This window comes from Nocardioides ganghwensis, from assembly GCF_014779655.1.
Lineage (GTDB): Bacteria > Actinomycetota > Actinomycetes > Propionibacteriales > Nocardioidaceae > Nocardioides > Nocardioides ganghwensis.
Map to the genome: position 1 here is coordinate 367,167 of NZ_JACXYX010000002.1, position 24,149 is coordinate 391,315.

20 protein-coding genes are annotated in these 24,149 nt (G+C 71.7%); 13 read left to right on the forward strand and 7 right to left on the reverse strand.

The genetic code is table 11. The features are described from left to right. Window positions 1-63 precede the first annotated feature (63 nt). The gene (locus IEZ24_RS03965) at window positions 64-222 is read left to right on the forward strand and encodes a hypothetical protein (protein ID WP_165356102.1); all 159 of its coding nucleotides are present in this window, start codon (window positions 64-66) and stop codon (window positions 220-222) included. A gap of 51 nt (window positions 223-273) precedes the next feature. On the opposite strand, the gene IEZ24_RS03970 is transcribed toward IEZ24_RS03965, so the two are convergent. After that, window positions 274-1,446: a lipase family protein gene (locus IEZ24_RS03970; protein WP_207206846.1), complete on the reverse strand. Its 1,173-nt coding sequence runs from the start codon at window positions 1,444-1,446 to the stop codon at window positions 274-276. Between the two features lie 282 nt (window positions 1,447-1,728). Between IEZ24_RS03970 and trpS the strand changes: the two genes are divergently transcribed. From trpS to IEZ24_RS03990, 4 genes are all read left to right on the forward strand, one after another. Further along, entirely contained in the window at window positions 1,729-2,748 is a 1,020-nt protein-coding gene (gene trpS / locus IEZ24_RS03975; RefSeq protein ID WP_129455630.1) for a tryptophan--tRNA ligase, read from the forward strand. Between the two features lie 9 nt (window positions 2,749-2,757). After that, complete coding sequence (locus IEZ24_RS03980) at window positions 2,758-3,267, forward strand: 2'-5' RNA ligase family protein (RefSeq protein ID WP_129455631.1); 510 nt, start codon at window positions 2,758-2,760, stop codon at window positions 3,265-3,267. A gap of 1 nt (window position 3,268) precedes the next feature. Beyond that, window positions 3,269-4,333: a YihY/virulence factor BrkB family protein gene (locus tag IEZ24_RS03985; RefSeq protein ID WP_129455632.1), complete on the forward strand. Its 1,065-nt coding sequence runs from the start codon at window positions 3,269-3,271 to the stop codon at window positions 4,331-4,333. Window positions 4,334-4,758: 425 nt separating this feature from the next. After that, window positions 4,759-5,559, forward strand: a complete 801-nt coding sequence (locus IEZ24_RS03990; protein WP_129455633.1) for a hypothetical protein — start codon at window positions 4,759-4,761, stop codon at window positions 5,557-5,559. Window positions 5,560-5,828: 269 nt separating this feature from the next. Here IEZ24_RS03990 and IEZ24_RS03995 read toward each other — a convergent pair whose 3' ends face one another. The 3 genes from IEZ24_RS03995 to IEZ24_RS04005 are packed head-to-tail and all read right to left on the reverse strand — an operon-like array spanning window position 5,829 to window position 9,357. Next, window positions 5,829-6,572, reverse strand: a complete 744-nt coding sequence (locus tag IEZ24_RS03995) for a succinate dehydrogenase/fumarate reductase iron-sulfur subunit (protein ID WP_129455634.1) — start codon at window positions 6,570-6,572, stop codon at window positions 5,829-5,831. Between the two features lie 2 nt (window positions 6,573-6,574). Beyond that, entirely contained in the window at window positions 6,575-8,611 is a 2,037-nt protein-coding gene (locus tag IEZ24_RS04000; protein WP_129455649.1) for a fumarate reductase/succinate dehydrogenase flavoprotein subunit, read from the reverse strand. Window positions 8,612-8,643: 32 nt separating this feature from the next. After that, complete coding sequence (locus IEZ24_RS04005) at window positions 8,644-9,357, reverse strand: succinate dehydrogenase cytochrome b subunit (RefSeq protein WP_242498517.1); 714 nt, start codon at window positions 9,355-9,357, stop codon at window positions 8,644-8,646. Window positions 9,358-9,502: 145 nt separating this feature from the next. On the opposite strand from IEZ24_RS04005, the gene IEZ24_RS04010 reads away from it, so the two are divergent. Genes IEZ24_RS04010 through IEZ24_RS04020 form a run of 3 tightly spaced genes read left to right on the forward strand, consistent with a single transcriptional unit; the run spans window position 9,503 to window position 12,989 of the window. Next, a complete protein-coding gene (locus tag IEZ24_RS04010) occupies window positions 9,503-10,324 on the forward strand; it encodes a hypothetical protein (RefSeq protein ID WP_129455636.1) in 822 nt (273 codons plus the stop codon). Further along, window positions 10,324-12,216, forward strand: coding sequence for a fumarate reductase/succinate dehydrogenase flavoprotein subunit (locus tag IEZ24_RS04015; protein ID WP_224744775.1), 1,893 nt, complete (start codon window positions 10,324-10,326; stop codon window positions 12,214-12,216). Before IEZ24_RS04010 ends, IEZ24_RS04015 begins: the two co-directional genes overlap by 1 nt. Next, window positions 12,213-12,989: a succinate dehydrogenase/fumarate reductase iron-sulfur subunit gene (locus IEZ24_RS04020; protein ID WP_207206847.1), complete on the forward strand. Its 777-nt coding sequence runs from the start codon at window positions 12,213-12,215 to the stop codon at window positions 12,987-12,989. Before IEZ24_RS04015 ends, IEZ24_RS04020 begins: the two co-directional genes overlap by 4 nt. 6 nt (window positions 12,990-12,995) lie before the next feature. On the opposite strand, the gene IEZ24_RS04025 is transcribed toward IEZ24_RS04020, so the two are convergent. Then, complete coding sequence (locus tag IEZ24_RS04025; protein WP_129455637.1) at window positions 12,996-13,766, reverse strand: DUF4328 domain-containing protein; 771 nt, start codon at window positions 13,764-13,766, stop codon at window positions 12,996-12,998. A gap of 43 nt (window positions 13,767-13,809) precedes the next feature. Then, window positions 13,810-15,039, reverse strand: coding sequence for a hypothetical protein (locus IEZ24_RS04030; RefSeq protein WP_129455638.1), 1,230 nt, complete (start codon window positions 15,037-15,039; stop codon window positions 13,810-13,812). 144 nt (window positions 15,040-15,183) lie between these two features. Between IEZ24_RS04030 and IEZ24_RS04035 the strand changes: the two genes are divergently transcribed. The 4 genes from IEZ24_RS04035 to IEZ24_RS04050 are packed head-to-tail and all read left to right on the forward strand — an operon-like array spanning window position 15,184 to window position 21,367. After that, window positions 15,184-16,995, forward strand: coding sequence for a methylmalonyl-CoA mutase family protein (locus IEZ24_RS04035; RefSeq protein WP_129455639.1), 1,812 nt, complete (start codon window positions 15,184-15,186; stop codon window positions 16,993-16,995). Beyond that, window positions 16,992-19,169: a methylmalonyl-CoA mutase gene (gene scpA / locus IEZ24_RS04040; RefSeq protein ID WP_129455640.1), complete on the forward strand. Its 2,178-nt coding sequence runs from the start codon at window positions 16,992-16,994 to the stop codon at window positions 19,167-19,169. The genes IEZ24_RS04035 and scpA overlap by 4 nt, the downstream gene beginning before the upstream one ends. Further along, window positions 19,169-20,158 carry a methylmalonyl Co-A mutase-associated GTPase MeaB gene (gene meaB / locus IEZ24_RS04045; protein ID WP_129455641.1) on the forward strand — a complete coding sequence of 330 codons (990 nt, stop codon included), beginning with the start codon at window positions 19,169-19,171 and terminating at the stop codon, window positions 20,156-20,158. Before scpA ends, meaB begins: the two co-directional genes overlap by 1 nt. Before the next feature lie 12 nt (window positions 20,159-20,170). Next, window positions 20,171-21,367, forward strand: a complete 1,197-nt coding sequence (locus tag IEZ24_RS04050) for an amidohydrolase (RefSeq protein WP_129455642.1) — start codon at window positions 20,171-20,173, stop codon at window positions 21,365-21,367. Here the strand turns inward: IEZ24_RS04050 and IEZ24_RS04055 are convergent. Next, entirely contained in the window at window positions 21,357-22,514 is a 1,158-nt protein-coding gene (locus tag IEZ24_RS04055) for a sensor histidine kinase (protein WP_165356103.1), read from the reverse strand. The genes IEZ24_RS04050 and IEZ24_RS04055 overlap by 11 nt on opposite strands. Before the next feature lie 169 nt (window positions 22,515-22,683). Here IEZ24_RS04055 and IEZ24_RS04060 point away from each other — a divergent pair, with 169 nt between their 5' ends. Beyond that, window positions 22,684-24,015 (forward strand): HNH endonuclease, encoded by a 1,332-nt coding sequence (locus IEZ24_RS04060; RefSeq protein WP_129455644.1) that lies wholly within the window; start codon window positions 22,684-22,686, stop codon window positions 24,013-24,015. Window positions 24,016-24,149 lie beyond the last annotated feature (134 nt).

Sequence of the window (24,149 nt, forward strand, 5' to 3'; positions counted from 1 at the left end):
GTTTGTAACGATCAAATCCGCGGGGGTGGATCAGCCACCCGGAATCCTTGCGGAGGGTGAGTCATGGAAGACGACAAGATCGCGCGCGAGATGGAGCGCCGCCGACAGCTGGCCGACCGCAACGTCGGCGCCGTGGTGAACCTGCTGCAGCGCCGTCAGGAGCTGCGGGGGATCTACCCGGCGGCCGACCTGGTCGCCGAGAACGTCGGCTGGGTCGTCTGAGGCAGTCGCTGCGAACCCCCGCCCCGGGGGGCGGGACGGGGGTCGCGGCGGTCAGATCAGCCAGCAGTTGCTGAGCTGCGGGATCCCGGCGAACCGGGCCTCGAAGAACGGCAGCGACTCGGCGACGTGAGGCACGAGGCCGCCGACGTGGAGCGGCGCCACGTTGGTGGACAGCCGCACGTTGGCGCCCTTGCCGCACCACGACCTCGCCATCTGCTTGCCGACGGCGTAGGGGATCACGTCGTCGAGCGCGGAGTGGGTGACGAGCACCGGGACGGTCGGCTTGATGGTGCCGATGCGCTGCGCCTCCACGATCGACCTGAACGGCTCGGCGGCCATCAGCGTCGACATCGGCTGGCCGTTGTAGCTCAGCGTCGACGACTTCACGAAGGCGTTGTTGAGCAGGTCGAAGACGCACTCGGTCTCGACGCGGTCGCTGGTCGCACGCCCGGTCGCGTTGAGGTACGGCGTGAGGTCGACGTCGTAGCTGGCCGCGAGCCCGCGCAGGGCGAAGAAGGCGAACGAGGAGTAGAGCCCGCCGTCGAGGTTCGTGGCCACCTTGGTGAGGTCGGCGGGCACGGCTCCGACGACGGCGCCCTTGACCCGGAGGTCGGGGGCGTACGTCGAGGCCAGCTCCACCGCCGCCGCGGCCGCGCCGCCGCCCTGCGAGTAGCCCATCAGGCCGACGGGACTCGTCGTGCTGAGCCCGGTGCCGGAGAGCCGTTGTGCGGCGCGTACGACGTCGAGCGTGGCGCGGCCCTGCGACACGCGGTCCATGTAGGTGTGGATGCCGACGGTGCCGAGGCCCTCGTAGTCGGGCATCGCCACGGCGTAGCCGCGCAGCAGCAGCGCCTCGATCCCGATGCCCTCGTACTCGATGCCCTCGGAGAACTGGCGCGACGGTGCGCACCGGTCGGCCATCCCCTGGGTGCCGGGGGAGTAGCCGATGACGGGGCGGGAGCCGAGCCCGATCCAGGGGGCGTTGGGGACCAGGACGGTGCCGGAGACCGCGATGGCCTTCCCGGAACGGTTGGTGGTCTTGTAGAGGACGCGCTGGGCGTTGCGGACCAGGCTGGTGGCGTCGAGCGGGTCGAGCAGGAAGGTCATCTTCTCGCTGCGGATGAGCGTGCCATTGGCGCTGGGCAGGGTGGCGGGAGTCTCGTAGAACGCCGGCCGGGGCGGCTCGTCGACGGCGGCCTGCGCCGGCGACGTGCTGATCGCCACGAGGGCGAGCGTGGTGGTGAGTGCGGTGGTGAGCAGGGTGGAGACTGACGCGATCGCGCGTGCCGACAGACCCCGAGTGCGTGTCCGACGACGTGATGGTGCAGGTGCCATGGTGGCTTCCCTCCTGGGCCGGACCGCCCGGCCGACTCCGGAAACCTACTGGTGAGTCACATCACACTGGCAATGTGACGTCGGTCACAAGTCGGCACCACGTCGAGCGTCCGTGCGTACGGGCGTGGGACCACGCGCCGACGTGTCCGTGGGCGGTGAGAGACTGGCGCCATGTCGACCTCACCCGTCTCGCGCCCGCGGGTCCTGTCCGGGATCCAGCCGACAGCGGACTCGTTCCACCTCGGGAACTACCTCGGTGCGCTGCGGCAGTGGGTCGCGCTGCAGGAGGACTTCGAGCCCTTCTACTTCATCGCCGACCTGCACGCGATCACGGTCGAGCAGGACCCCAAGGTGCTCCGCGAGCGCACCCTCGTCTCGGCCGCGCAGCTCGTCGCGGCCGGCGTCGACCCGGCGCGCGCCACGATCTTCGTGCAGAGCCAGGTGCCGGCGCACACCCAGGCCGGCTGGGTCCTGCAGTGCCTGACCGGCTTCGGCGAGGCCCGGCGGATGACCCAGTTCAAGGACAAGTCCGCCAAGGGCGGTGAGGGCGCCGCCAGCGTCGGCCTGTTCACCTACCCGATCCTCCAAGCGGCGGACATCCTGCTCTACCGCCCCCAGTACGTCCCGGTCGGCGAGGACCAGCGCCAGCACCTCGAGCTGACCCGCGACCTCGCGAACCGCTTCAACCACCGCTACAAGAAGACCTTCCGGCCGCCCGAGCCCTACATCCTCGAGTCCACGGCGAAGATCTACGACCTCCAGATCCCCCAGAAGCAGATGTCGAAGTCGATCGGCGGCCAGGGCTGCGTGTGGGTCCTCGACGACCCCAAGGTGCTGACCAAGAAGTTCCGCTCGGCGGTCACCGACTCGGAGACCGAGATCCGCTTCGACCGCGAGAACAAGCCCGGGGTCAGCAACCTGCTGTCGATCCACTCCGCGCTCTCCGGGGAGAAGGTCGAGGCGCTGGAGTCCGCCTTCGAGGGCCGCGGCTACGGCGACCTGAAGTCCGAGGTGGCCGACGTCGTCCTCGAGACGCTGACGCCGCTGCGCGAGCGCACCCGGGAGCTCCTCGAGGACCGTGCGGAGCTCGAGCGCATCCTCCGTGAGGGCGCCGGGCGTGCGGGTGCGGTGGCCGAGTCGACGCTGCGCGACGTCTACGACCGAGTCGGCTTCCTGCCCGCGACTCGCTAGGGTCGAGTGGTGCCCACCATCGGAGTAGCCATCGCCATCCCCGAGCCCTGGGCGAGCGAGCTCCAGGACTACCGCACGAGCGTCGGCGACACCACCGCGACGCAGATCCCGACGCACATCACGCTGATCCCGCCCGCCGAGGTGGCCGAGGAGGAGCTGCCCGCGGTGAGCGAGCACCTCGCCGGCGTCGCGGCCACGATCGAGCCGTTCGACATCCACCTGCGCGGCACCGGCACCTTCCGGCCGGTGTCACCCGTCGTGTTCGTGACGGTGGCCGAGGGGATCTCCGGGTGCGAGGTGCTCGCCGACGCCGTACGCCGGGGCCCACTGGCGGTGGAGCTGCACTACCCCTACCACCCGCACGTCACGATCGCGCACCACCTCGACGACCCGACCCTCGACCGGGCGTTCGACGAGCTGGCCACCTTCGAGTGCCGCTTCGCCGTCGACGCGTTCAGCCTCTACGTCCACGACAGCGACGCCGGCTGGCAGCCGACGCACGAGTACGGGCTGGGCTGAGATGTCCTTCGTCTCGGGCCTGAAGGACCGCGTCGAGCGCGTGCGCGAGCGGCGCCCGCTCGTCGACCACGTCGTGCGCACGGTCGAGCACTACGGCACCGTCAAGGGCAGCGCCCTGGCCGCCGCGGTGACCTACTTCGCCTTCCTCTCCTTCTTCCCGATCCTGGCGCTGTCCTTCGCGGTCATCGGGTTCGTCGCGCGGGCCTACCCGGACGCCGACGACGACCTCGTCACGGCCATCAGCGACGTGCTGCCCGGCATCATCGGCAACGACGAGGGCGAGCTGCCCCTGTCGACGTTCCAGGACAACGCGCCGGGCCTCCTCAGCGTCGGCATCCTGCTCGCCCTCTACTCCGGCCTCGGCTGGCTCTCGGGCATGCGTACGGCGCTGGTGGCCGTCTTCGAGGAGCCCGAGCGCGAGCAGCCCAGCTTCGTGGTGGGCAAGCTGCGCGACCTGCTCGCCCTGCTCACCCTCGGCTCGGTGCTCGTCGTCAGCGTGGCCGTCTCCGGCGTCGCGACCAAGGTCGCCACGCCCGTCCTCGAGCTCGTCGGGCTCGGCGCCGGAGCGAAGCCGCTGCTGTGGGTCTTCGCCCTGGTGCTCGGCCTGGCGGCCAGCGCGCTGCTGTTCTTCGCCTTCTTCAAGCTCCTCGCCACCCCCGACGTACCGACTCGGTCCCTGTGGTCGGGCGCGGTGCTCGGCGCCGTGCTGTTCGAGCTGCTCAAGCAGCTGTCCACGGTCCTGCTCCAGGGCACCCGCGAGCAGCCTGCCGTGCAGGCCTTCGGGATCGCGTTGATCCTGCTCGTGTGGATCAACTACTTCTCGCGGGTCGTCGTCCTGGCCGCCTGCTGGGCGCACACCTCGCCAGAGGCCCGCGCGATCCGCGACGCCCGCCTGGTCGCCGACCAGATGCCCGAGGGCCCGCGGATCGACCTCGCCGCGGCGAGCGCCGGCGTACGGCCCGCTGGCGCTGACGGCGCTGGGGTGACCACCTCGCCGAAGGCCGCCTTCGCCGCCGGCGCTGCCTCCATGCTCGGCCTCGTCGCGCTCGTACGCCGCCGCCGCTGACCGGCCGCCTGTGAGCGGTGAGTGAGCCACATTTCACCGCCCCCAGATGTGGCTGTGCCACCGCTTCCAGGCGCGTCGTGTGTGTCGCCTGTTCGGGCGGTGGCTGAGCCACATGTGCCGGCCCGCGAATGTGGGTGGCGCACCGTCCGTGGGCGGGCCCTGTTGTGACTCGACTGGCGGAGTCGCAGGCCACCGATCATCCACAGCGGGCGTGGTGGCGCGCGTTTCCACAAGCCGGCCGTCGGAGGCGCGCGCGAGCGCCTCTGGAGTGGCGCGATGGAGCCATGCACCGCGTACCCCCCGAGCTCCTTCACGGTCCGTTCACCCGCGCACACGCCCTGGCGACGGGGCTCTCGGCCCGCGTCCTCGAGGGTGTGCAGTTCCGCCGACTCCATCAAGGTGTGTACGTCCACAGGAGCCACGACATGGGTTGGACCGACCATGTGGAGGCAGCACGTCTTGCCCTGCCCGCAGGCGCTCGTACCACGGGCGCCACCCGCCTGCGGCAGGCCGGCCTCGGCGTCGGTGACCGGTGGCCGCTGCACTTCGTGATCGAGGGTGACCACCACCTCGCACTCGATGGTGTGTTCCTTCACCGCACCGTCAAGATGCCGCCGTGCGACGACGACGGGGTCACCATCGAGGGCGCCTTCGTCGCCTTCTGTGCCGAGTCGCGCCTGCTGGACGCCATCACGCTGGGATCGGTCCTGCTCAACAAAGAGCTGCTCGACCTAGCGCTCCTCGACCAGATCCTCATCGAGGAGAAGTGGCGCCGCGGCGTGCCGGAGACGACGTACGTCCTGCCGCACCTCGAGGGGCGCTGCCGCTCCATTCCGGAGGCAGAGCTGCTCACCTACGTGGTCTTCGCCGCGATGCCAGGGCCGGAGGTCAACCGGGCGGTCGAGCTCCGTGCCGGCGTCCAGCTCACGCCGGACCTGTGGTTCGAGGACTACGGGCTGGCGGTCGAGTACGAAGGGAGTCACCACCAGGACGATCGCGCCCAGTACAACGCCGACATCGACCGCTATGCGCTCTACCGTCGACACGACGTGCCCTACGAGCAGGTCACCAAGGAGCGGATGCGATCACCCAAGGCCACGGTCCGGTGGATCCACGCCGCGCTCGTGGCGGAGGGGTACGACGGACCGCCCCCGGTGTTTGGTGAGCAGTGGGAGTCGCTGTTCCGGCCGCTCGCCGAACTCGTACGCCCACCTCGCGCAGCGTGATCCCCGAGCGGTGCGCAAGCCACATCCCCGGACCGTGGAATGTGGCCGGGACACCGCTCAGCCGCGAGCATCAGCGTGTCGTCCGTGGAGAGGTGCGCCACCCACGTCCGCCCCGCGCAAGATGTGGCTGGGACACCGCTAGCGGTCAGGCCGCGGCGGAAGGCGGCCGGGAGCCGCTGACTCACCGCCCGAGGGAGCGGACGGAGCCGGAGACGCAGCAAGGGCCGGGGGAGATCCCCCGGCCCTCGAGCGACGTACGACGGTGGCGGTCAGTGGCCGTGCTTGATGGCCGTGCGCAGGTCCTTGTTGAGCTGCGAGATCACGTCGAGCGGGATCTCCTTGGGGCAGGCTGCGGTGCAGGCGCCGATGTTGGTGCAGCCACCGAAGCCCTCGTGGTCGTGCTGGGCGACCATGTTGACCACGCGGCTGTCGCGCTCCGGCTGGCCCTGGGGGAGCTCGCCGAGGTGCGTGATCTTGGCACCCATGAACAGCGACGCCGAGCCGTTGGGGCAGGCGGCGACGCAGGCGCCGCAACCGATGCAGGTGGCGACGTTGAAGGCGCGCAGCGCGTCGTCGCGGGGGACGGGCACCGAGTGGGCCTCGGGGGCCGAGCCGGTGTTGACCGAGATGTAGCCGCCCTGCTGGATGATCCGGTCGAAGGCGCTGCGGTCGACGACGAGGTCCTTGATGACCGGGAAGGCGTCCGAGCGCCACGGCTCGACGGTGATCGTCTCGCCGTCCTTGAACGAGCGCATGTGGAGCTGGCAGGTCGTGGTGACCTCCGGGCCGTGCGCGTCGCCGTTGATCATCAGCCCGCACATGCCGCAGATGCCCTCGCGACAGTCGGAGTCGAACGCGATGGGCTCCTCGCCCTGCTCGTTGAGCTGCTCGTTGAGCACGTCGAGCATCTCGAGGAACGACATGTCGGGGGACACGTCGGCGAGCTGGTAGGTGTGCATCGCCCCGGCGGACGAGGCGTCCGGCTGGCGCCAGATCTTGAGGGTCAGGTTCATGCTCACTTGTAGCTCCGCTGCTTCATCTCGATGGCCGAGTAGACCAGGTCTTCCTTGTGCAGGACGGGGATGGAGTCCTCGCCGGCCCACTCCCACGCGGCGACGTAGGCGAACTCGTCGTCGTGGCGCAGCGCCTCGCCGTCCTCGGTCTGCGACTCGCCACGGAAGTGGCCGCCGCACGACTCGCGCCGGTTGAGGGCGTCGATGCACATGAGCTCGCCGAGCTCGAAGAAGTCGGCCACGCGGCCGGCCTTCTCCAGCGACTGGTTGAGCGTCTCCGCGCTGCCGAGGACCTTCACGTTGCGGTAGAAGTCGTCCTTGAGCGAGCGGATCAGGTCGATCGCCTTCTTCAGCCCCGTCTCGGTGCGCTCCATGCCGCAGTACTCCCACATGATGTTGCCGAGCTCGCGGTGGTAGGAGTCGACGCTGCGGGTGCCGTTGACGGACAGGAAGTGGTCGATGCGGCCCTTGACCGACTCGCGCGCCTCGACGACGGCGGGGTGGTCCTCGGTGATCTCCTCGAACGGCCCGTCCGCGAGGTAGTCGCGGATGGTGTGCGGCAGGACGAAGTAGCCGTCGGCCAGGCCCTGCATCAGCGCGGAGGCGCCGAGGCGGTTGGCGCCGTGGTCGGAGAAGTTGGCCTCGCCCGTCACGAACAGGCCCGGGATCGTGGACTGGAGGTCGTAGTCGACCCACAGGCCGCCCATGACGTAGTGCACGGCGGGGTAGATCCGCATCGGGACCTCGAACGGGTTCTCGCCCGTGATCCGCTCGTACATGTCGAACAGGTTGTCGTACTTCTCGGTGATGCCCTTCTCGCCCAGCCGCTCGATGGCGGCGGAGAAGTCGAGGTAGACACCACGGCGTACGCCGTCGACCTCCGGGCCCACGCCGCGACCCTCGTCGCAGACGTTCTTGGCCGCACGCGAGGCGATGTCGCGGGGGACCAGGTTGCCGAACGAGGGGTAGATCCGCTCCAGGTAGTAGTCGCGGTCCTCCTCGGGGATCTCGCGCGGGTCCTTGTCGCAGTCGGCCTGGTTCTTCGGCACCCAGATCCGGCCGTCGTTGCGCAGCGACTCCGACATGAGCGTCAGCTTGGACTGGTGCGAGCCCGACACCGGGATGCAGGTCGGGTGGATCTGCGTGTAGCAGGGGTTGGCCATGTAGGCGCCCTTGCGGTGCGCGCGCCAGGCGGCGGTGACGTTGCAGCCCATCGCGTTGGTCGACAGGTAGAACACGTTGCCGTAGCCACCCGAGGCGAGCACGACGACGTCGGCCACGTGCGTCTGGATCTCGCCGGTGACCATGTCGCGGGCGACGATGCCGCGGGCACGCTTCTGGCCGGAGCCGTCGTCGACGGTGATCAGCTCGAGCATCTCGTGGCGGGTGAACGTCTCCACCGTGCCGGCCGCGACCTGGCGCTCGAGGGCCTGGTACGCGCCGATGAGCAGCTGCTGGCCCGTCTGGCCGCGGGCGTAGAACGTGCGGGAGACCTGCACGCCGCCGAAGGAGCGGTTGTCGAGCAGGCCGCCGTACTCGCGGGCGAACGGGACGCCCTGCGCGACGCACTGGTCGATGATGTTGGTGCTGACCTCGGCCAGCCGGTAGACGTTGGACTCGCGCGAGCGGTAGTCGCCGCCCTTGACCGTGTCGTAGAAGAGCCGGTGGACGGAGTCGCCGTCCTCCTTGTAGTTCTTCGCGGCGTTGATGCCGCCCTGTGCGGCGATCGAGTGGGCGCGGCGCGGGGAGTCCTGGTAGCAGAAGGACTTCACCCGGTAGCCGGCCTCGCCGAGCGTGGCGGCGGCCGACGCGCCGGCCAGGCCGGTGCCGACGATGATGATCGAGAGCTTGCGCCGGTTGGCCGGGTTGACGAGGCGGGCCTCGAACTTGCGGGTCTGCCACCGCTCGGCGATGGGGGCGTCGGGCGCCTTGGTGTCGACCAGCGGCGAACCGGGGGTGTAGTAGCCCGCGGCGTCGTCGTAGTCGCCGTCGAGCGACCCGCTGGCCGAGGCCTCGGCCGCGCTGACGGTGTCGGGCATGTCCATGTCGTGGCTCACTGTGCGGTGACCCCTTACTTGGTGATGATGCCGGCCAGGACGGCGAGCGGGACGAGGGAGAAGCCGATGGAGACGATCAGCGCGACGACGAAGCCGAACGTCTTGGCCCGCTGGCGCTTGGCCGCGGTGCCGGTCCAGCCGAGCGTCTGGGCGGCGCTCCAGATGCCGTGGTGCAGGTGGGCGCCGAGCGCGAGCATCGCGACGAGGTAGATCAGCGTCATCCACCACAGGTCGAAGGTGTCGACCATGAGGAGGTAGGGGTCGTCGGTCGCGCCGCCCTGCGGGTTGACCTTGCCGATGGTGAAGTTGAGCAGGTGCCAGACCAGGAAGACCAGGATGGTCACGCCACCCCAGCGCATCATCAGGCTGGCGCGGGTGGCGCCGGTGTCCTTCTTCACCACGTACTTGGTGGTGCGGGCCCGCGCGGCCCTGCGCCACAGCACGACGGCGCAGTAGACGTGCACCACCAGCGAGAGGATGAGGCCCAGCCGCAGGATCCAGAGGGCGCCCTCGTGCGGGAGCATCGGCTCGCCGAGCTCGCGCAGGTGGTGGGCGTACTCGTTGAACGCGTCCTGGCCGGCGAACGCCTTGAGGTTGCCGTACATGTGCGCGAGCACGAAGCCGAGGAAGATGAAGCCGCTGACCGCCATGCCCAGCTTGAGGGCGATCGTCGTGCGGGAGGCCCGCGCGCCCGTCACGAGCCTGGGGGGAGTGAGTTGGGTTGCCACGACGCCCACGGTATCGCGGCGTTCACGCGCAGGACGCGCCGAGTCCGTGTGAGGTTTTCGTGGGCGCGTTGTCTTCCGCTCAGGTGTGACACACGCCATAGTCGTGGGCGTCGTCCCGACCGCTCCCGGGCCTCTTGGAGGATGCATGGCATCGACCGACCACGGCGTGACCAGTCCGGGCCGCGCGCACATCGAGGCGCGGACCCTCCGCCAGGACCGGTGGTGGCAGGCGCCGCTGACCACGTTCGTGGTCTTCTCGGCCTTCGTCGTCTACGCCACGGTCCGCGCGTTCATGGGCCGCGACTACTACGCCTCGCCCTACCTCTCGCCGTTCTACTCGCCGTGCCTCGGCGACTGCGTCGAGGGGGCGTCCGACTTCGGCCAGCCGTTCGCGTGGTGGCCGCTCTCGGCGGCGCTGATCATCCTGGTCTTCCCGCTCGGCTTCCGGATGACCTGCTACTACTACCGCAAGGCCTACTACCGGGCGTTCTGGCTGAGCCCGCCGGCCTGCGGCGTCGCCGAGCCCCACCAGGCCTACTCCGGCGAGACGCGGTTCCCGCTGATCCTCCAGAACGTGCACCGCTGGTTCTGGTACGCCGCGGTGCTGGTCGGCCTCGTGCTGACCTTCGACACGGTCCTGGCCTTCCGCCCGATGCCGGCCGAGTACGCCCTGGGCGACGGCGAGACCTCCGGGATCCACATGGGCCTCGGCACGCTGCTGATGATCGCCAACATCGTGTTCATCTGGCTCTACACGCTCTCGTGCCACTCGTGCCGCCACGTCGTGGGCGGGCGGCTGCGCCACTTCTCCAGGCACCCGGTGCGCTACCGGCTCTGGACGTGGGTCTCGCGACTCAACGAGAGCCACGGCAAGTGGGCGTGGTACTCGCTGTTCTCGGTCGCGATCGTCGACCTCTACATCTTCCTGCTCGCCACCGGCACGATCCAGGACGTGAGGTTCTTCTGATGGGTGACCGGCATCCGATGACCGGCAACGAGATGTCCCCCGAGGCACGGGGCGGCATGGAGCGCCACGCGTACGACGTGGTGGTGATCGGCGCGGGCGGCGCCGGGCTGCGCGCCGCGATCGCCGCGCACGAGGCGGGCGCCCGTACGGCCGTGGTCTGCAAGTCGCTGCTCGGCAAGGCGCACACGGTGATGGCCGAGGGCGGCGCGGCCGCGGCGCTCGGCAACCGCTGGCCCGAGGACAACTGGCAGGTCCACTTCCGCGACACGATGCGCGGCGGCAAGATGCTGAACAACTGGCGCATGGCCCAGCTGCACGCGCAGGAGGCGCCCGAGCGGGTCCTCGAGCTCGAGGACTGGGGCGCGTTGTTCGACCGCACCGAGGACGGCCTCATCTCCCAGCGCGACTTCGGCGGGCACAAGTACGCCCGGCTCGCGCACGTCGGCGACCGCACCGGCCTCGAGCTGATCCGTACGCTCCAGCAGCGCACCGTCCAGCTCGGCGTCGACGTCTTCATGGAGTGCACGGTCACCGAGGTGCTCAAGCAGGGCGGGAAGGTCGCCGGCGCGTTCGGCTACTGGCGCGAGACCGGCCGCTTCATCACCTTCGAGGCGCCGAGCGTGATCCTCGCGACCGGTGGCATCGGCAAGTCCTACAAGGTGACGTCGAACTCCTGGGAGTACACCGGCGACGGGCACGCCCTCGCCCTGCGCGCCGGCGCGAGCCTCATCAACATGGAGTTCGTCCAGTTCCACCCGACCGGCATGGTCTGGCCGCCGTCGGTGAAGGGCCTGCTGGTCACCGAGTCGGTCCGCGGCGACGGCGGCATCCTCCGCAACTCCGAGGGCAAGCGGTTCATGTTCGACTACATCCCCGACTTCTTCCGGGCCGAGACGGCCGACACGGAGGAGGAGGCGGACGCCTGGTACGAGGACAAGAAGAACAACCGTCGTCCGCCCGAGCTGCTGCCCCGCGACGAGGTCGCCCGCGCGATCAACTCCGAGATCAAGGCCGGGCGGGGATCACCGCACGGTGGCATCTTCCTCGACATCGCCAGCCGCCGCGACGCCGACTACATCCGCAAGCGGCTGCCCTCGATGTACCACCAGTTCAAGGAGCTGGCCGACGTCGACATCACCGCCGAGCCGATGGAGATCGGCCCGACCTGCCACTACGTCATGGGCGGCGTGGAGGTCGACCCCGACACCCAGCAGTCCGCCGTCACCGGCCTGTACGCCGCGGGCGAGGTCAGTGGCGGGATGCACGGCTCCAACCGGCTCGGCGGCAACTCGCTGTCGGACCTGCTGGTGTTCGGCAAGCGGGCGGGCGAGGCCGCCGCGGCCCACGCCACCACCCTCGACCAGCGTGGCGAGCGGCCGGCCGTGGACGAGGCGGACGTGAAGGCCGCGCAGGCCGACGCGCTCGCGCCCTTCGAGGTGGAGGGCGGCGAGAACCCCTACACGATCCAGCACGACCTCCAGCAGTCGATGAACGACCTCGTCGGCATCATCCGCACCGCCTCCGAGCTCGACGCCTCGCTGGCCGAGCTCGAGCAGCTCAAGCAGCGGGCGGCGGGCATGGTCGTCGAGGGCCACCGGCAGTACAACCCCGGCTGGCACCTCGCGCTCGACCTGCGCAACATGCTGCTGGTCAGCGAGTGCATCGCCAAGGCCGCGCTGGCCCGGCAGGAGTCCCGCGGCGGCCACACGCGCGACGACTTCCCGGGCCTCGACCCGGAGTGGGGAGCCAAGAACCTGGTGCTCTCTCTCGACGCGACGGGTGCCGGCGTGGACATCGCCGAGAAGCCGCTGCCGACGATGCCCGACGACCTCAAGCAGCTCTTCGAGCCGCCACCGGCTGAGCCTGTCGAAGCCAAGGAGGCTGACAAGTGAGCTACGACCTGAAGATGCGCGTGTGGCGGGGCGACGCCGACGGCGGCGACCTCACCGACTACACCGTCGAGGTGTCCGAGGGCGAGGTCGTGCTCGACGCCCTCCACCGGCTCCAGGCGACCCAGACGGGCGACCTGGCGATCCGCTGGAACTGCAAGGCCGGCAAGTGCGGCTCGTGCAGCGCGGAGATCAACGGCCGCCCGCGCCTGATGTGCATGACCCGGCTCTCGGACTTCGACCCGGCCGAGACGATCACCGTGACCCCGATGCGGACGTTCCCGGTGATCCGCGACCTGGTGACGGACGTGTCGTTCAACTACGAGAAGGCCCGCGAGCTGCCGTACGCCGAGCTCGGCCCGCGCGACGCCGACGGCAAGCGCCGGATGATGCAGGTCGACGTCGAGCGCGGCCAGGAGTTCCGCAAGTGCATCGAGTGCTACCTCTGCCAGGACGTGTGCCACGTGGTGCGCGACCACGAGGACAACAAGCAGCACTTCGCCGGCCCGCGGTTCTTCATCCGCTACGCCGAGCTCGACATGCACCCGCTCGACACCCACGACCGCCGCCAGCTCGCCCAGGACGCGGCCGGCCTCGGGATGTGCAACATCACCAAGTGCTGCACCGAGGTCTGCCCCGAGGGCATCCACATCACCGACAACGGGATCATCCCGATGAAGGAGCGGGTCGTGGACCGCAAGTACGACCCCCTGGTGTGGCTCGGCAACAAGATCGGCCTCCGCAACAAGGACAACGACGGCCGCACCGAGGTGTGAGGCGGCTCAGTCCTCCGCGGGTGCGAGGACCCGGGTGCGGATCTCGTGCACCACGAGGACGGCCAGCAGCGCGGAGACGATGCTGAGCCCGCTCGACAGCCGCTCCCACGACGCCGCGTCGCCGAGCGCGTCGACGTACTCGCCCCCGACCGGTGCCCCGGCCACGCGCCTGTAGAGCGCGCTCACCACACCGGACACCACGCTGAGCGCGACCCAGGTGCCCCACCACCAGCCCTGGCGGAAGGACACCCCGGCGTCGGCGTCACCGGTCGCGCCGCGTCGCACGTCGGAGACCATCTGGAACGGTCGCCACAGGTTGAGCACCGGGACGAACCAGCCGCCGATCGCCCAGCCGGACGAGTGGCGCATCGCCCGGCGGTCCATCCGCGAGCTCCGGTGGGCCGTGTAGAGCCACACGATGAACAGCACCCCCGTCACGAGGATCGCGAGCACCTCCATCGACGTCCACAGCGTGAGCCGGTCGATCCGCTCGCCGTCGGCGACCGTGACCGCGTCGGGCCGCAGCCGCACCTCCTCCACGAACGCCAGGGTCTCGAGGTCGACCCACAGCGTGAAGGACGACGCCGCGACGCAGCCCAGCAGCGCCGCCTGGACGACGTAGGAGAAGCCGGACCACCACCGCGGGAGCGGCGTGTCCCAGTGGGTGGTGGTGCCGGGCGCCGGGTGGACGTGCTCGGTCCAGCGCGTGCCGTCCCACCAGCGCAGCCTGGACGCGTCCTGCGGGTCGGCGAACCAACCCTCCCCCTGGGCAGTCATGCCCGCATGATGTCGTACGCACGCGCCCCGCGTCGGGAAACGCTCAGGTGTCCGGCTGCCGGGGGAGCAGCCGGGACGAGGGCGACGTGCGCTCGAGGTAGAGCCGGGAAGCTCGCTCGACCAGCGGGTGCCGGTCCGCGTGGTGCACCGCGCGCTTGCGCAGCCAGAACCCGCCCGCCCGCACCTCGCTGCCCAGCACCTCGACCGCCGACGGAAGGCGCCCCTCCGCCTCGACGAACGCCCGCCGGTAGCGACGGAAGAGCCGTCCGTGGTCGAGGGCGAGCGACACCAGGGCGGCCTGGGTCGCCGCCAGCAGCTCGTCGTCGGGCACGTCGTCGAGCTCCGGACCGGTGGGTGCCCGGTCGATCGGCACGAGGTCGGCGAGGTCGCCGTGGACCGGCAGCCGACGGCGCTCGAGCTCACGCACGAGCCCCTCGCCGTAGGCCCGGGCCCATGCCACGTGCTGCGCCGGCAGGTCCAGCGGACGGGCGGTCGCGCCGGCCAGGCGCGCACGGATGCCCGCCTCGACGACGAACCGGTGCTGGGCGGAGTTCAGCCGGTCGGACACCGACGCGTTGAGCCGGCGCACCACCTCGAGCTCGGCCGCGCCCAGCGACACGTTGCGGACGGACTGGTGGCCCCCTGGCCAGGCGTCGGGCAGGCCGACCGCGGCGGCGAACCTGGCCAGCAGCGTCTCGGGCGGCGCACCACGCGGCGGCACCGTGACCAGCCGGACGTGTCCGGCCGGAAGCACCGACGACCAGGTGTCCACGACGCGGAGGAGGTCGTGCCGCCAGTGGAACGACATGCCCTCGCTGGGAGGGGTGCCGTCCTCGCCCCGCACCGACGCCACGAAGTCCGACCACCGGGTGCTTCCGCCGTTGACCACGGTCTGCTGCCACGCCGAGACCAGCGTGCGTCCCATGTCCCGCGCCCCCACCACCACGAACACCCGGTGGCCCGCGAGTCCGCGCACCAGCCGCCGCGCCTGGCGCGGGCGGGCCAGGGACAGCTCCTCCTCCGACACCACCGCCGCCGGGCCGTCGTGGGAGTCGACGAGCTCGAGCAGCCGGCCCAGCGCTCCGGCGGCCTCCCCACGCTGCTCTCCGCCGACGCGCTGGCCGAGCAGGTCGTACGCGGCCAGCCGTTGCGCCCGGAGGTCGGGGACCAGCACCCCGTGCCGGGCGAGGTGTCGTGACGTGGCGGCGAGGGCGCCCTGGATCGTGGTGGTCCCGGTCTTGTAGAGCCCTACGTGGAGGTGGACGTCGACCATGGAAGCGAACGTAGGGACGGTGTCGATCCCGGGACATGGGGCTGCAGACCCGGCTCCCCGGGAAAGCAGGACCGGCCCCCACGGTGACCTATCCCATAGCCCGAGCAGTGTCCGTCGGGTGACGACCGTCCTATCCTGCGCTACATGACCGACCCGGACGGTGTTCTCGAAGGCGGCCTCGACGAGCCCGCGGAGCTGCAGCCCGCGGAGGGCTCGCTCCGGCTCGTCGGTGACGACGACTCCTACGACGCCGCCGCCTGGGAGGCGGCGACCGCGGCGGTGCTGCGCAAGGCGCGTCGCCTCGGTGAGGACGCGCCCGACTCGGACGCGTGGGCGGCGCTGACGCGCACGACGCTGGACGGGATCGACGTCGCGCCGATCGGCCAGCGGTCCGACCTCGACGGCCTCATCACCAGCGGGCGGCCGCAGCGGACCGGCGCCTGGGACGTACGCGCGTCGCTGGTCGGCGCCGACGCCGAGGCCGTCAACGAGGCGGCCCTCGTCGACCTCGACAACGGTGCCACGTCGCTGCACCTCGACCTCGAGCCCGGCACGGACCTGGCCGCCGCCCTTGACGGTGTGCTCCTCGACCTCGCCCCGGTGACGCTCGAGCGGCCGGGCGCGGAGCATTCCGAGGCGCTGGCCCGGCTGCTCGAGGACACCGCGGACGACCCCCATCCCGGCAGCAACCTCTCCGCCGACCCGGCGACCGCGCTGGCGTTCGGCGAGGGCGTCCCCGACGACGGGGAGGCCGTGGCGGAGTCCTTCGTCGCGACCGTGCGACGTGCCCAGGCCCTCGGTGTTCTCGGAGCCGTCGTCGACGGCACCGCGCTCCACGACGAGGGCGCCAGCGACGCCCAGGAGCTCGGCTGGACCATGGCCGTCGGAGTCCACTACCTCCGCGTGCTGACCGAGGCGGGCCTCGCCGTCGACGAGGCCGCCGGACTGGTCGAGTTCCGCTACGCCGCCACCGACGAGCAGTTCCCCACGATCGCCAAGCTCCGCGCCGCGCGCCGGCTGTGGGCGCGCGTGCTCGAGGCCAGCGGGGCCCAGGACGTCCCGCAGCGCCAGCACGTCGTCACCAGCCGCGCGATGATGACCAGGCACGACCCGTGGGTCAACATGCTCCGCGGCACCGTCGCGGCCTTCGCGGCCGGCGTGGGCGGCGCCGACGCCATCACGGTCGTGCCGTTCGACGAGCGGCTCGGGGTGCCCGACGCCCTCGGGCGCCGCATCGCGCGCAACACCTCCTCGCTGCTGATCGAGGAGTCGCACGTCGCCGCCGTCACCGATCCGGCCGGCGGCGCGTACGCCGTGGAGAAGCTCACCGACGCCCTCGCCGTCGCCGCGTGGGCCGAGCTCGGCCGGATCGAGGCCGACGGGGGCTTCGGCGAGCAGGCCGTGGCCGGGGTGAAGGAGCGCGTCGCGGCCGTCCGCGCGGCCCGCGACGCCGGCATCGCCGACCGCTCCCGCCCGCTGACCGGCATCTCGGAGTTCCCCAACCTCGACGAGGTGCTGCCCGAGCGGACGCCGTGGGGCCGCGGCGGCGTGCGCTACGCCGCGCCCTACGAGGACATGCGCGCCGAGCCCGCGCAGCGACCGGTCTTCCTGGCCACGATGGGTCCCGTCGCGGCGCACACCGCACGGGCGACCTTCGCGACCAACCTCCTCGCGGCCGGTGGTGTCGCCGTCGAGGCGGCCGGCGCGACCGCCGGGGTCGACGACGTGACGGCGGCCTACGACGGTCAGCCGGTGGTGTGCCTCGCCGGCACCGACGCCGCGTACGCCGAGTGGGGCGCCGACCTCGTCGCCGCGCTGCGGGCGGCCGGGGCGACGTACGTCGTGCTGGCGGGCAAGCCGGGGGAGCGGACCGTGGTGGACGTCGACGACTCGTGTGCCATGGGGGTCGACGCGCTCGGCTTCCTCGGCCGGATCAGGCAGGAGCTGGCCCGATGAGCATCCCGAAGAACTTCGCCGAGGTGGACCTCGGTCCCGACACGTCTCCTACGGCTGGTCGACCGGCGGCCACAGGGGCTGAGCCGTGGGCGAGCCCGGAGGGCATCGACGTCCTGCCGGTCTACGGCCCCGAGCACCTCGAGGGCCTCGACGGCCTCGACACGTGGCCGGGCCTCGCGCCGTTCCTGCGCGGCCCCTACCCGACGATGTACACCACCCAGCCGTGGACGATCCGGCAGTACGCCGGCTTCTCGACCGCCGAGGAGTCCAACGCGTTCTACCGTCGCAACCTCGCAGCCGGCCAGAAGGGCCTGAGCGTCGCGTTCGACCTCGCGACCCACCGCGGGTACGACTCCGACCACCCGCGGGTGCGCGGCGACGTCGGCATGGCGGGCGTGGCGATCGACTCGATCTACGACACCCGCACCCTCTTCGACGGCATCCCGCTCGACGAGATGTCGGTGTCGATGACGATGAACGGCGCGGTGCTGCCGGTGCTGGCGCTCTACATCGCGGCGGCCGAGGAGCAGGGGGTGAAGCCGGAGCAGCTCGCGGGGACCATCCAGAACGACATCCTCAAGGAGTTCATGGTCCGCAACACCTACATCTACCCGCCGGCGCCGAGCATGCGGATCATCAGCGACATCTTCGCCTTCACCTCGCAGAGGATGCCGCGCTTCAACTCCATCTCGATCTCCGGCTACCACATCCAGGAGGCCGGGGCGACCGCCGACCTCGAGCTGGCGTACACGCTGGCCGACGGCGTGGAGTACATCCGCGCCGGCCTCGGGACCGGCATGACGATCGACCAGTTCGCGCCGCGGCTCAGCTTCTTCTGGGCCATCGGGATGAACTTCTTCATGGAGGTCGCCAAGATGCGGGCCGCCCGGGCGCTGTGGGCGCGGCTGGTCGACGACTTCGACCCGCAGAACCCCAAGTCGCGCTCGCTGCGCACGCACAGCCAGACCTCGGGCTGGTCGCTGACCGCGCAGGACGTCTTCAACAACGTCGGGCGCACCTGCATCGAGGCGATGGCCGCGACGCAGGGCCACACCCAGTCGCTGCACACCAACGCGCTCGACGAGGCGATCGCGCTGCCGACGGACTTCTCCGCGCGCATCGCCCGCAACACCCAGCTGCTGCTGCAGCAGGAGTCGGGCACCACGCAGGTCATCGACCCGTGGGCGGGCTCCTACTACGTCGAGAAGCTCACCCACGACCTCGCCGAGCGCGCGTGGGCGCACATCCAGGAGGCGGAGCGGGCCGGCGGCATGGCGGCCGCGATCGAGCAGGGCATCCCCAAGATGCGCATCGAGGAGGCGGCCGCGCGCACCCAGGCGCGGATCGACTCGGGCGCCCAGAAGGTCATCGGCGTCAACACCTACCGCCTCGCCGCGGAGGACAGGCTCGACGTGCTCCGCGTCGACAACGACGACGTCTACCGCCAGCAGGTCGCCAAGCTCGAGCGGCTGCGCGCCGAGCGCGACGACGACGCCGTACGCCGGGCGCTGGACGCGCTGACCGCGTCGGCCGAGCGCGGGCCGGCGGGCGGCGGCTCCCTCGACGGCAACCTCCTCGCGCTGGCCGTCGACGCGGCCCGCGCCAAGGCCACGGTCGGGGAGATCTCCGACGCGCTGGAGAAGGTCTACGGCCGCCACCAGGCGGTGATCCGTACGATCAGCGGGGTGTACCGCGACGAGGCAGGCACCGCCGAGGGCAGCAAGGTCGCCGAGGTGCTCGAGGCGACCGAGGAGTTCGAGGCCGCGGAGGGCCGGCGCCCGCGCATCCTGGTGGCCAAGATGGGCCAGGACGGCCACGACCGCGGCCAGAAGGTCGTCGTGACCGCCTTCGCCGACCTCGGCTTCGACGTCGACGTGGGGCCGCTGTTCTCCACGCCGGAGGAGGTCGCCCAGCAGGCGGTCGACGCCGACGTGCACATCGTCGGGGTGTCGTCGCTCGCCGCGGGCCACCTGACGCTGCTGCCCGCGCTCAAGCAGGCACTGGCCGACCAGGGCCGCCCGGACATCATGGTCGTCATCGGCGGGGTGATCCCGCCCGACGACGTCGAGACGCTCCACGAGATGGGCGCCGCGGCGGTCTTCCTGCCCGGCACCGTGATCGCCGAGTCGGCCCTCGACCTGCTGGCGCGGCTGCGGGAACAGCACGCCGGCTGATGCCCCGGCCGATCGACGTCGAGGCCCTCGTCGCTGACGTGCAGGCCGGGCAGCGGGCCGGGGTCGCGCGCGCCATCACGCTGGTCGAGTCGTCGCGCCCCGAGCACCGGGTCGCGGCGCGCGAGCTGCTGACGGCGCTGGCCACGACCGACCGCCCGATGGCGACCAGGGTCGGCATCTCCGGGGTCCCAGGGGTCGGCAAGTCGACCTTCATCGAGGCGCTCGGCACCCGGCTGACCAGGACCGGCCACCGCGTCGGGGTCCTCGCCGTCGACCCGTCGTCGGTGCGTACGGGCGGCTCCGTGCTCGGCGACAAGACCCGGATGGCGGCGCTCGCCGTCGACCCGAACGCCTTCATCCGGCCCTCGCCGTCGGCGGGCACGCTCGGCGGCGTGGCGCGCGCGACCACGCAGGCGATGCTGGTGCTCGAGGCCGCCGGCCACGACGTGGTGCTGGTCGAGACCGTGGGCGTCGGTCAGTCGGAGGTCACCGTCGCCGGGATGGTCGACACGTTCCTCTTCCTCACCCTGGCGCGCACCGGCGACCAGCTGCAGGGCATCAAGAAGGGCATCCTCGAGATCGCCGACGTGGTCGCGGTCAACAAGGCCGACGGTGACCACGAGGCCGACGCCCGCGTCGCCGCCCGCGAGCTCGCCGGGGCCCTGCGGCTGGTGCGCGGACACGCGGAGTGGGCGCCGCCCGTCGTCACGTGCTCCGCGCTCACCGGGGCCGGCGTCGACGAGGTCTGGCAGCGGGTCGGCGCGCACCGCGAGCACCTCGGCATCGACGGACTCGCCCACAAGCGGGCCGGGCAGCAGCTCGAGTTCACCTGGGCGCTCGTGCGCGACGAGCTCGACCAGAGGCTGAAGTCCTCGCCGGGCGTCGCGGCGGTGCGCGACGACGTACGCCGCGCGGTGCTGTCGGGCGAGCTGCCCGCGCCGCTGGCCGCGGACCGGCTACTCGCCGCCTACGACGGGGATGCGACCTAGACTGGGGCGGTCATGCCACCCACGCTCCCCGCTGCCCCCGCCACCCCCGTCATCGCCGAGACCGTCGACAAGTACGCCGAGGACCTCGTCGCCCTGCGTCGCGACCTCCACGCCCACCCCGAGCTGAGCTGGGCCGAGGAGCGCACCTCCGCGGCGGTGGTGTCCGCCCTCGAGGGAGCGGGCTGGGCCGTGACGCGGCCGGAGGGCGGGGGAGTGCTCGCCGAGATCGGCCACGTCGGGCGGCTGGTGGCGCTGCGCGCGGACCTCGACGCGCTGCCGGTCGACGACCTGATCTCCGACCCGTGGAAGAGCACCAACCCCGGCGTCGCCCACGCCTGCGGCCACGACGTGCACACCGCCGGCCTCGTCGGAGCCGGCCTCGCCCTGGCCGAGGTCGCCGCCCGCGGCCTGCTGCCGGGTCGCGTACGCCTGCTGTTCCAGCCGGCCGAGGAGGTCATGCCCGGCGGGGCGCTGCACCTGATCTCGGCCGGGGCGCTCGAGGGCGTCTCGCACGTCTTCGGCCTGCACTGCGACCCGAGCCTCGACGTGGGCCGGGTCGGCCTGCGCGAGGGGCCGCTGACCGGTGCCGCCGACGCGCTGACCGTGCGCCTCATCGGCAAGGGCGGGCACACCTCGCGCCCGCACCTGACCGAGGACCTCACCTTCGCCCTGGGCAAGGTCATCACCGAGCTGCCCGCGATCCTCAGCCGCCGTCTCGACCCCCGCGCGGGCGTCAGCGTGGTGTGGGGGATGGTGCGCGCGGGCTCGGCGCACAACGTCATCCCGCACGGCGGAGTCGTCGCCGGCACCGTCAGGATGCTCGACGCGGTCGCCTGGGCCGACGCCGAGCACCTGATCCGCCAGCTGATCACCTCGATCGTGGCGCCCTACAGCGTGACCGCCGAGGTGACCTACCAGCGCGGCGTGCCGCCGGTGGTCAACCACGAGGAGTCGACCCGCCTGCTCGGCATCGGGGTCGAGAACGTCCTCGGCCCGCACGGACACGTGACCACCGCGCAGAGCCTCGGCGGCGAGGACTTCGGGTGGTACCTCGACTCCGTGCCCGGCGCGATGGCCCGCCTCGGGACCCGCACCCCCGGCGGCCCGACGTACGACCTCCACCAGGGCAACCTGCGCGTCGACGAGGGCGCCACCACCATCGCCGCCCGGGTGCTCGCCGAGGCCGCGGTGACCGCGCTCAGCGCCTGACCGGCTCCTCCGCGGGCCTGAGCGGGAGCCCGAAGGTGAAGGTGCTGCCCTCGCCGAGCGTGGACTCGACCGTCAGCCGGCCGCCCATCAGGTCGACGAGCTTGCGGCAGATCGCGAGCCCGAGGCCGACGCCCTTGCCGTCGCCGGCGGTCAGCGGATCGGCCTGCACGAACGGCTGGTAGAGGTCGTGCACGTGGCACGCGGCGATGCCGATGCCGGTGTCGCGGACCACGACCTCGACCCACGTCGCCGTGCCGCACGGGCGGCTGCTGACGCGTACGTCGATCGTCCCGCGCTCGGTGAAGGTGAGGGCGTTCTGGACGAGGTTGGTGATGACCTGGTTGATGCGCCGGGCGTCGCCGACGGCGGTCGCGGGGACGGCGTCGTCGACGGCGAAGGAGATCGCGAGACCCCGGCTGTCGGCCTGGCACGTCGCCCACGACCGGACGTCCTCGACGAGGGCGCGTACGTCGACCGGGCCGTCACGGAGCACCGTCTGGTGGGCCTCGAGCCCGGAGAACTCGAGGACGTCCTCCACCACGTGCATGAGGCGTTCGCCGGAGCGGTGCACGATCCGCGCGAAGTGCTCCGGCTCGGGCGCGAGGTCGGAGTCCAGCAGGAGCTCGGACGCGCCGACGATCGCGGCCAGGGGAGTGCGGACCTCGTGGCTGACGGTGGCGAGGAAGAGCGTCTTGGCGGCGTTGGCCGCCTCGAGCTCGCGCAGCACCCGGTTGGCCTCGGTGACGTCCTCCGAGACGCCGTGGACGCCGACGACCTCGCCGCCGACGATCACCGGGATCGCGGTGCAGCGGATGTCGGTGACCTCGCCGTCCGTGCTCACGACGCGGGCGTCGATGACCTGGGGCTCCCCGGCCATGGCGCCCTCGAAGCCGGCCTGGATGCGATCGAGGTCGTCGGGGTGGATGACCTGGGCGAAGTGTGCCTGCCTCATCTCCTCGAGGGTCAGGCCCGCCATCTCCAGGGCCTGGGTGTTGGCGTCGGTGAAGAAGCCGTGCCGGTCCACGCTGTAGGCCGCGTGCGGGTGGTGGGTGAACAGCGAGGCGTACCGCTCGGTGCTCTGCGCGAGGGCGCCCTCACCGAGGGTCGCGGGCGTCGACGGGGAGCGATCAGGCTCGCCGGGTGCCATCGGTGGACCTCCGAGATCTCCGTGTGCTGTGCACGGCACCGTACCCCGGTGAGACGGTGCCGTGTGCATCATCGCCCGAAGAACTGGTGTTCGATAAGCGTCGCTCGACGGCCTGTTGCGCGCTCAGGTTCGCGGGTGCAGTGTCGGTGGGCTCTGGTGGAATGTGATCATGACGACGCAGCTGGTGGGGCCGGAGGTCCCGGTGTTCGAGGGAGACCTCGAGCAGCCCGACGCGCCGTCCATCGCCCTGCTCGCACGCGTGCTGGGCCGGTCCGGGACGGGTCTGGCGCTCGGCGTGCCGCTGGCTGACGCCGAGCGGATCGACCGGCTCTCCGCCCTCGAGGACCTCAAGGCCGCGGCGTCCGCCGCCCAGGCGCTGCTCGCCTCCGAGCTCGACGCCTCCCGTCGCGTCGCCGAGGCAGCCCGCGGCGTGCCCGCCACCGACCAGGGTCGCGGCGTCGCCCACGAGGTCGCGCTGGCGCGCCGCGAGTCGCCGCACGCCGGCGGTCGGCTCCTCGGCCTCGGCAAGGCGCTGGTGCGGGAGATGCCGCACACCCTCGAGGCGCTGCGGTCGGGCGCGATCAGCGAGTGGCGGGCGACCCTGCTGGTCAGGGAGACCGCGTGCCTGACCCGCGAGGACCGCGCGACGGTCGACCGCGAGCTGGCCGGCACGCCCGAGGCCGCTGCCGAGCTGGGCCGCAAGGGCACCCGCGCCATCGTCGCGGCCGCGCAGCGCATCGCCTACCGGCTCGACCCGCAGGCCGTGGTCGACCGCTCGTCCCGGGCGGCTCGCGACCGCCACGTCTCGCTGCGCCCCGCTCCCGACTGCATGGCCCGGATCAGCGCGCTGGTGCCCGTGGCCCAGGGCGTCGCCGCGTACGCCGCGCTCAAGGCAGAGGCCGACGCCGCTCGCGCCGCCGGTGACCCGCGCACGCGCGGGCAGGTCATGGCCGACACGCTCGTTGCCCGGGTCACCGGGCAGGGGAGCGCGGAGTCCGTGTCCGTCTGCGTCAACCTGACGATGGATGCCGACGCGTTCTTCGGCTCGGGCGAAGGCACCGCCGACGTGTCCGCCCCCGGGGCCGGTTCGGTCGGACCCGTGCCCGCCGCGATCGCTGCCCGCATCCTGGGCGCCGCGCCGCAGCAGGGCCGGTGGGTCCGCCGTCTCTTCATCCGCCCGACGTCCGGCCAGCTCGTCTCGGCGGAGTCCCGCCAGCGCCGCTTTCCCGCCGGGATCGCCCAGCTGGTCGCCCTGGTCCACCCCACCTGCCGTACGCCGTGGTGCGACGCCCCGGCCGTCCACACCGACCACGTCGTCGACCACGCGAAGGGCGGACGGACGGCTCTCTCCAACGCGCAGGGGCTCTGCGAGGCCTGCAACCACGCCAAGTCGCTCCCGGGTTGGCGGGCATCGCCGGTGGGGGAGGGCAACGGACCACCCGTCGCGGTGGTCACGACGACGCCCACCGGGCATGTGTACGAGTCGGGGCGTGGGCCGTAGGGCGATCCGGCTCCCCTCTGTTGTCAACGAGTGGCTTCGCGGGTCCTTGTCGCTGTGCTCTTTCGGGGCGGCGCAGGTGCGGCGTAGCGTCGGGCGTGCGGGTCCGGGAGTGGCTGATCCGAAGTGTCGATGTG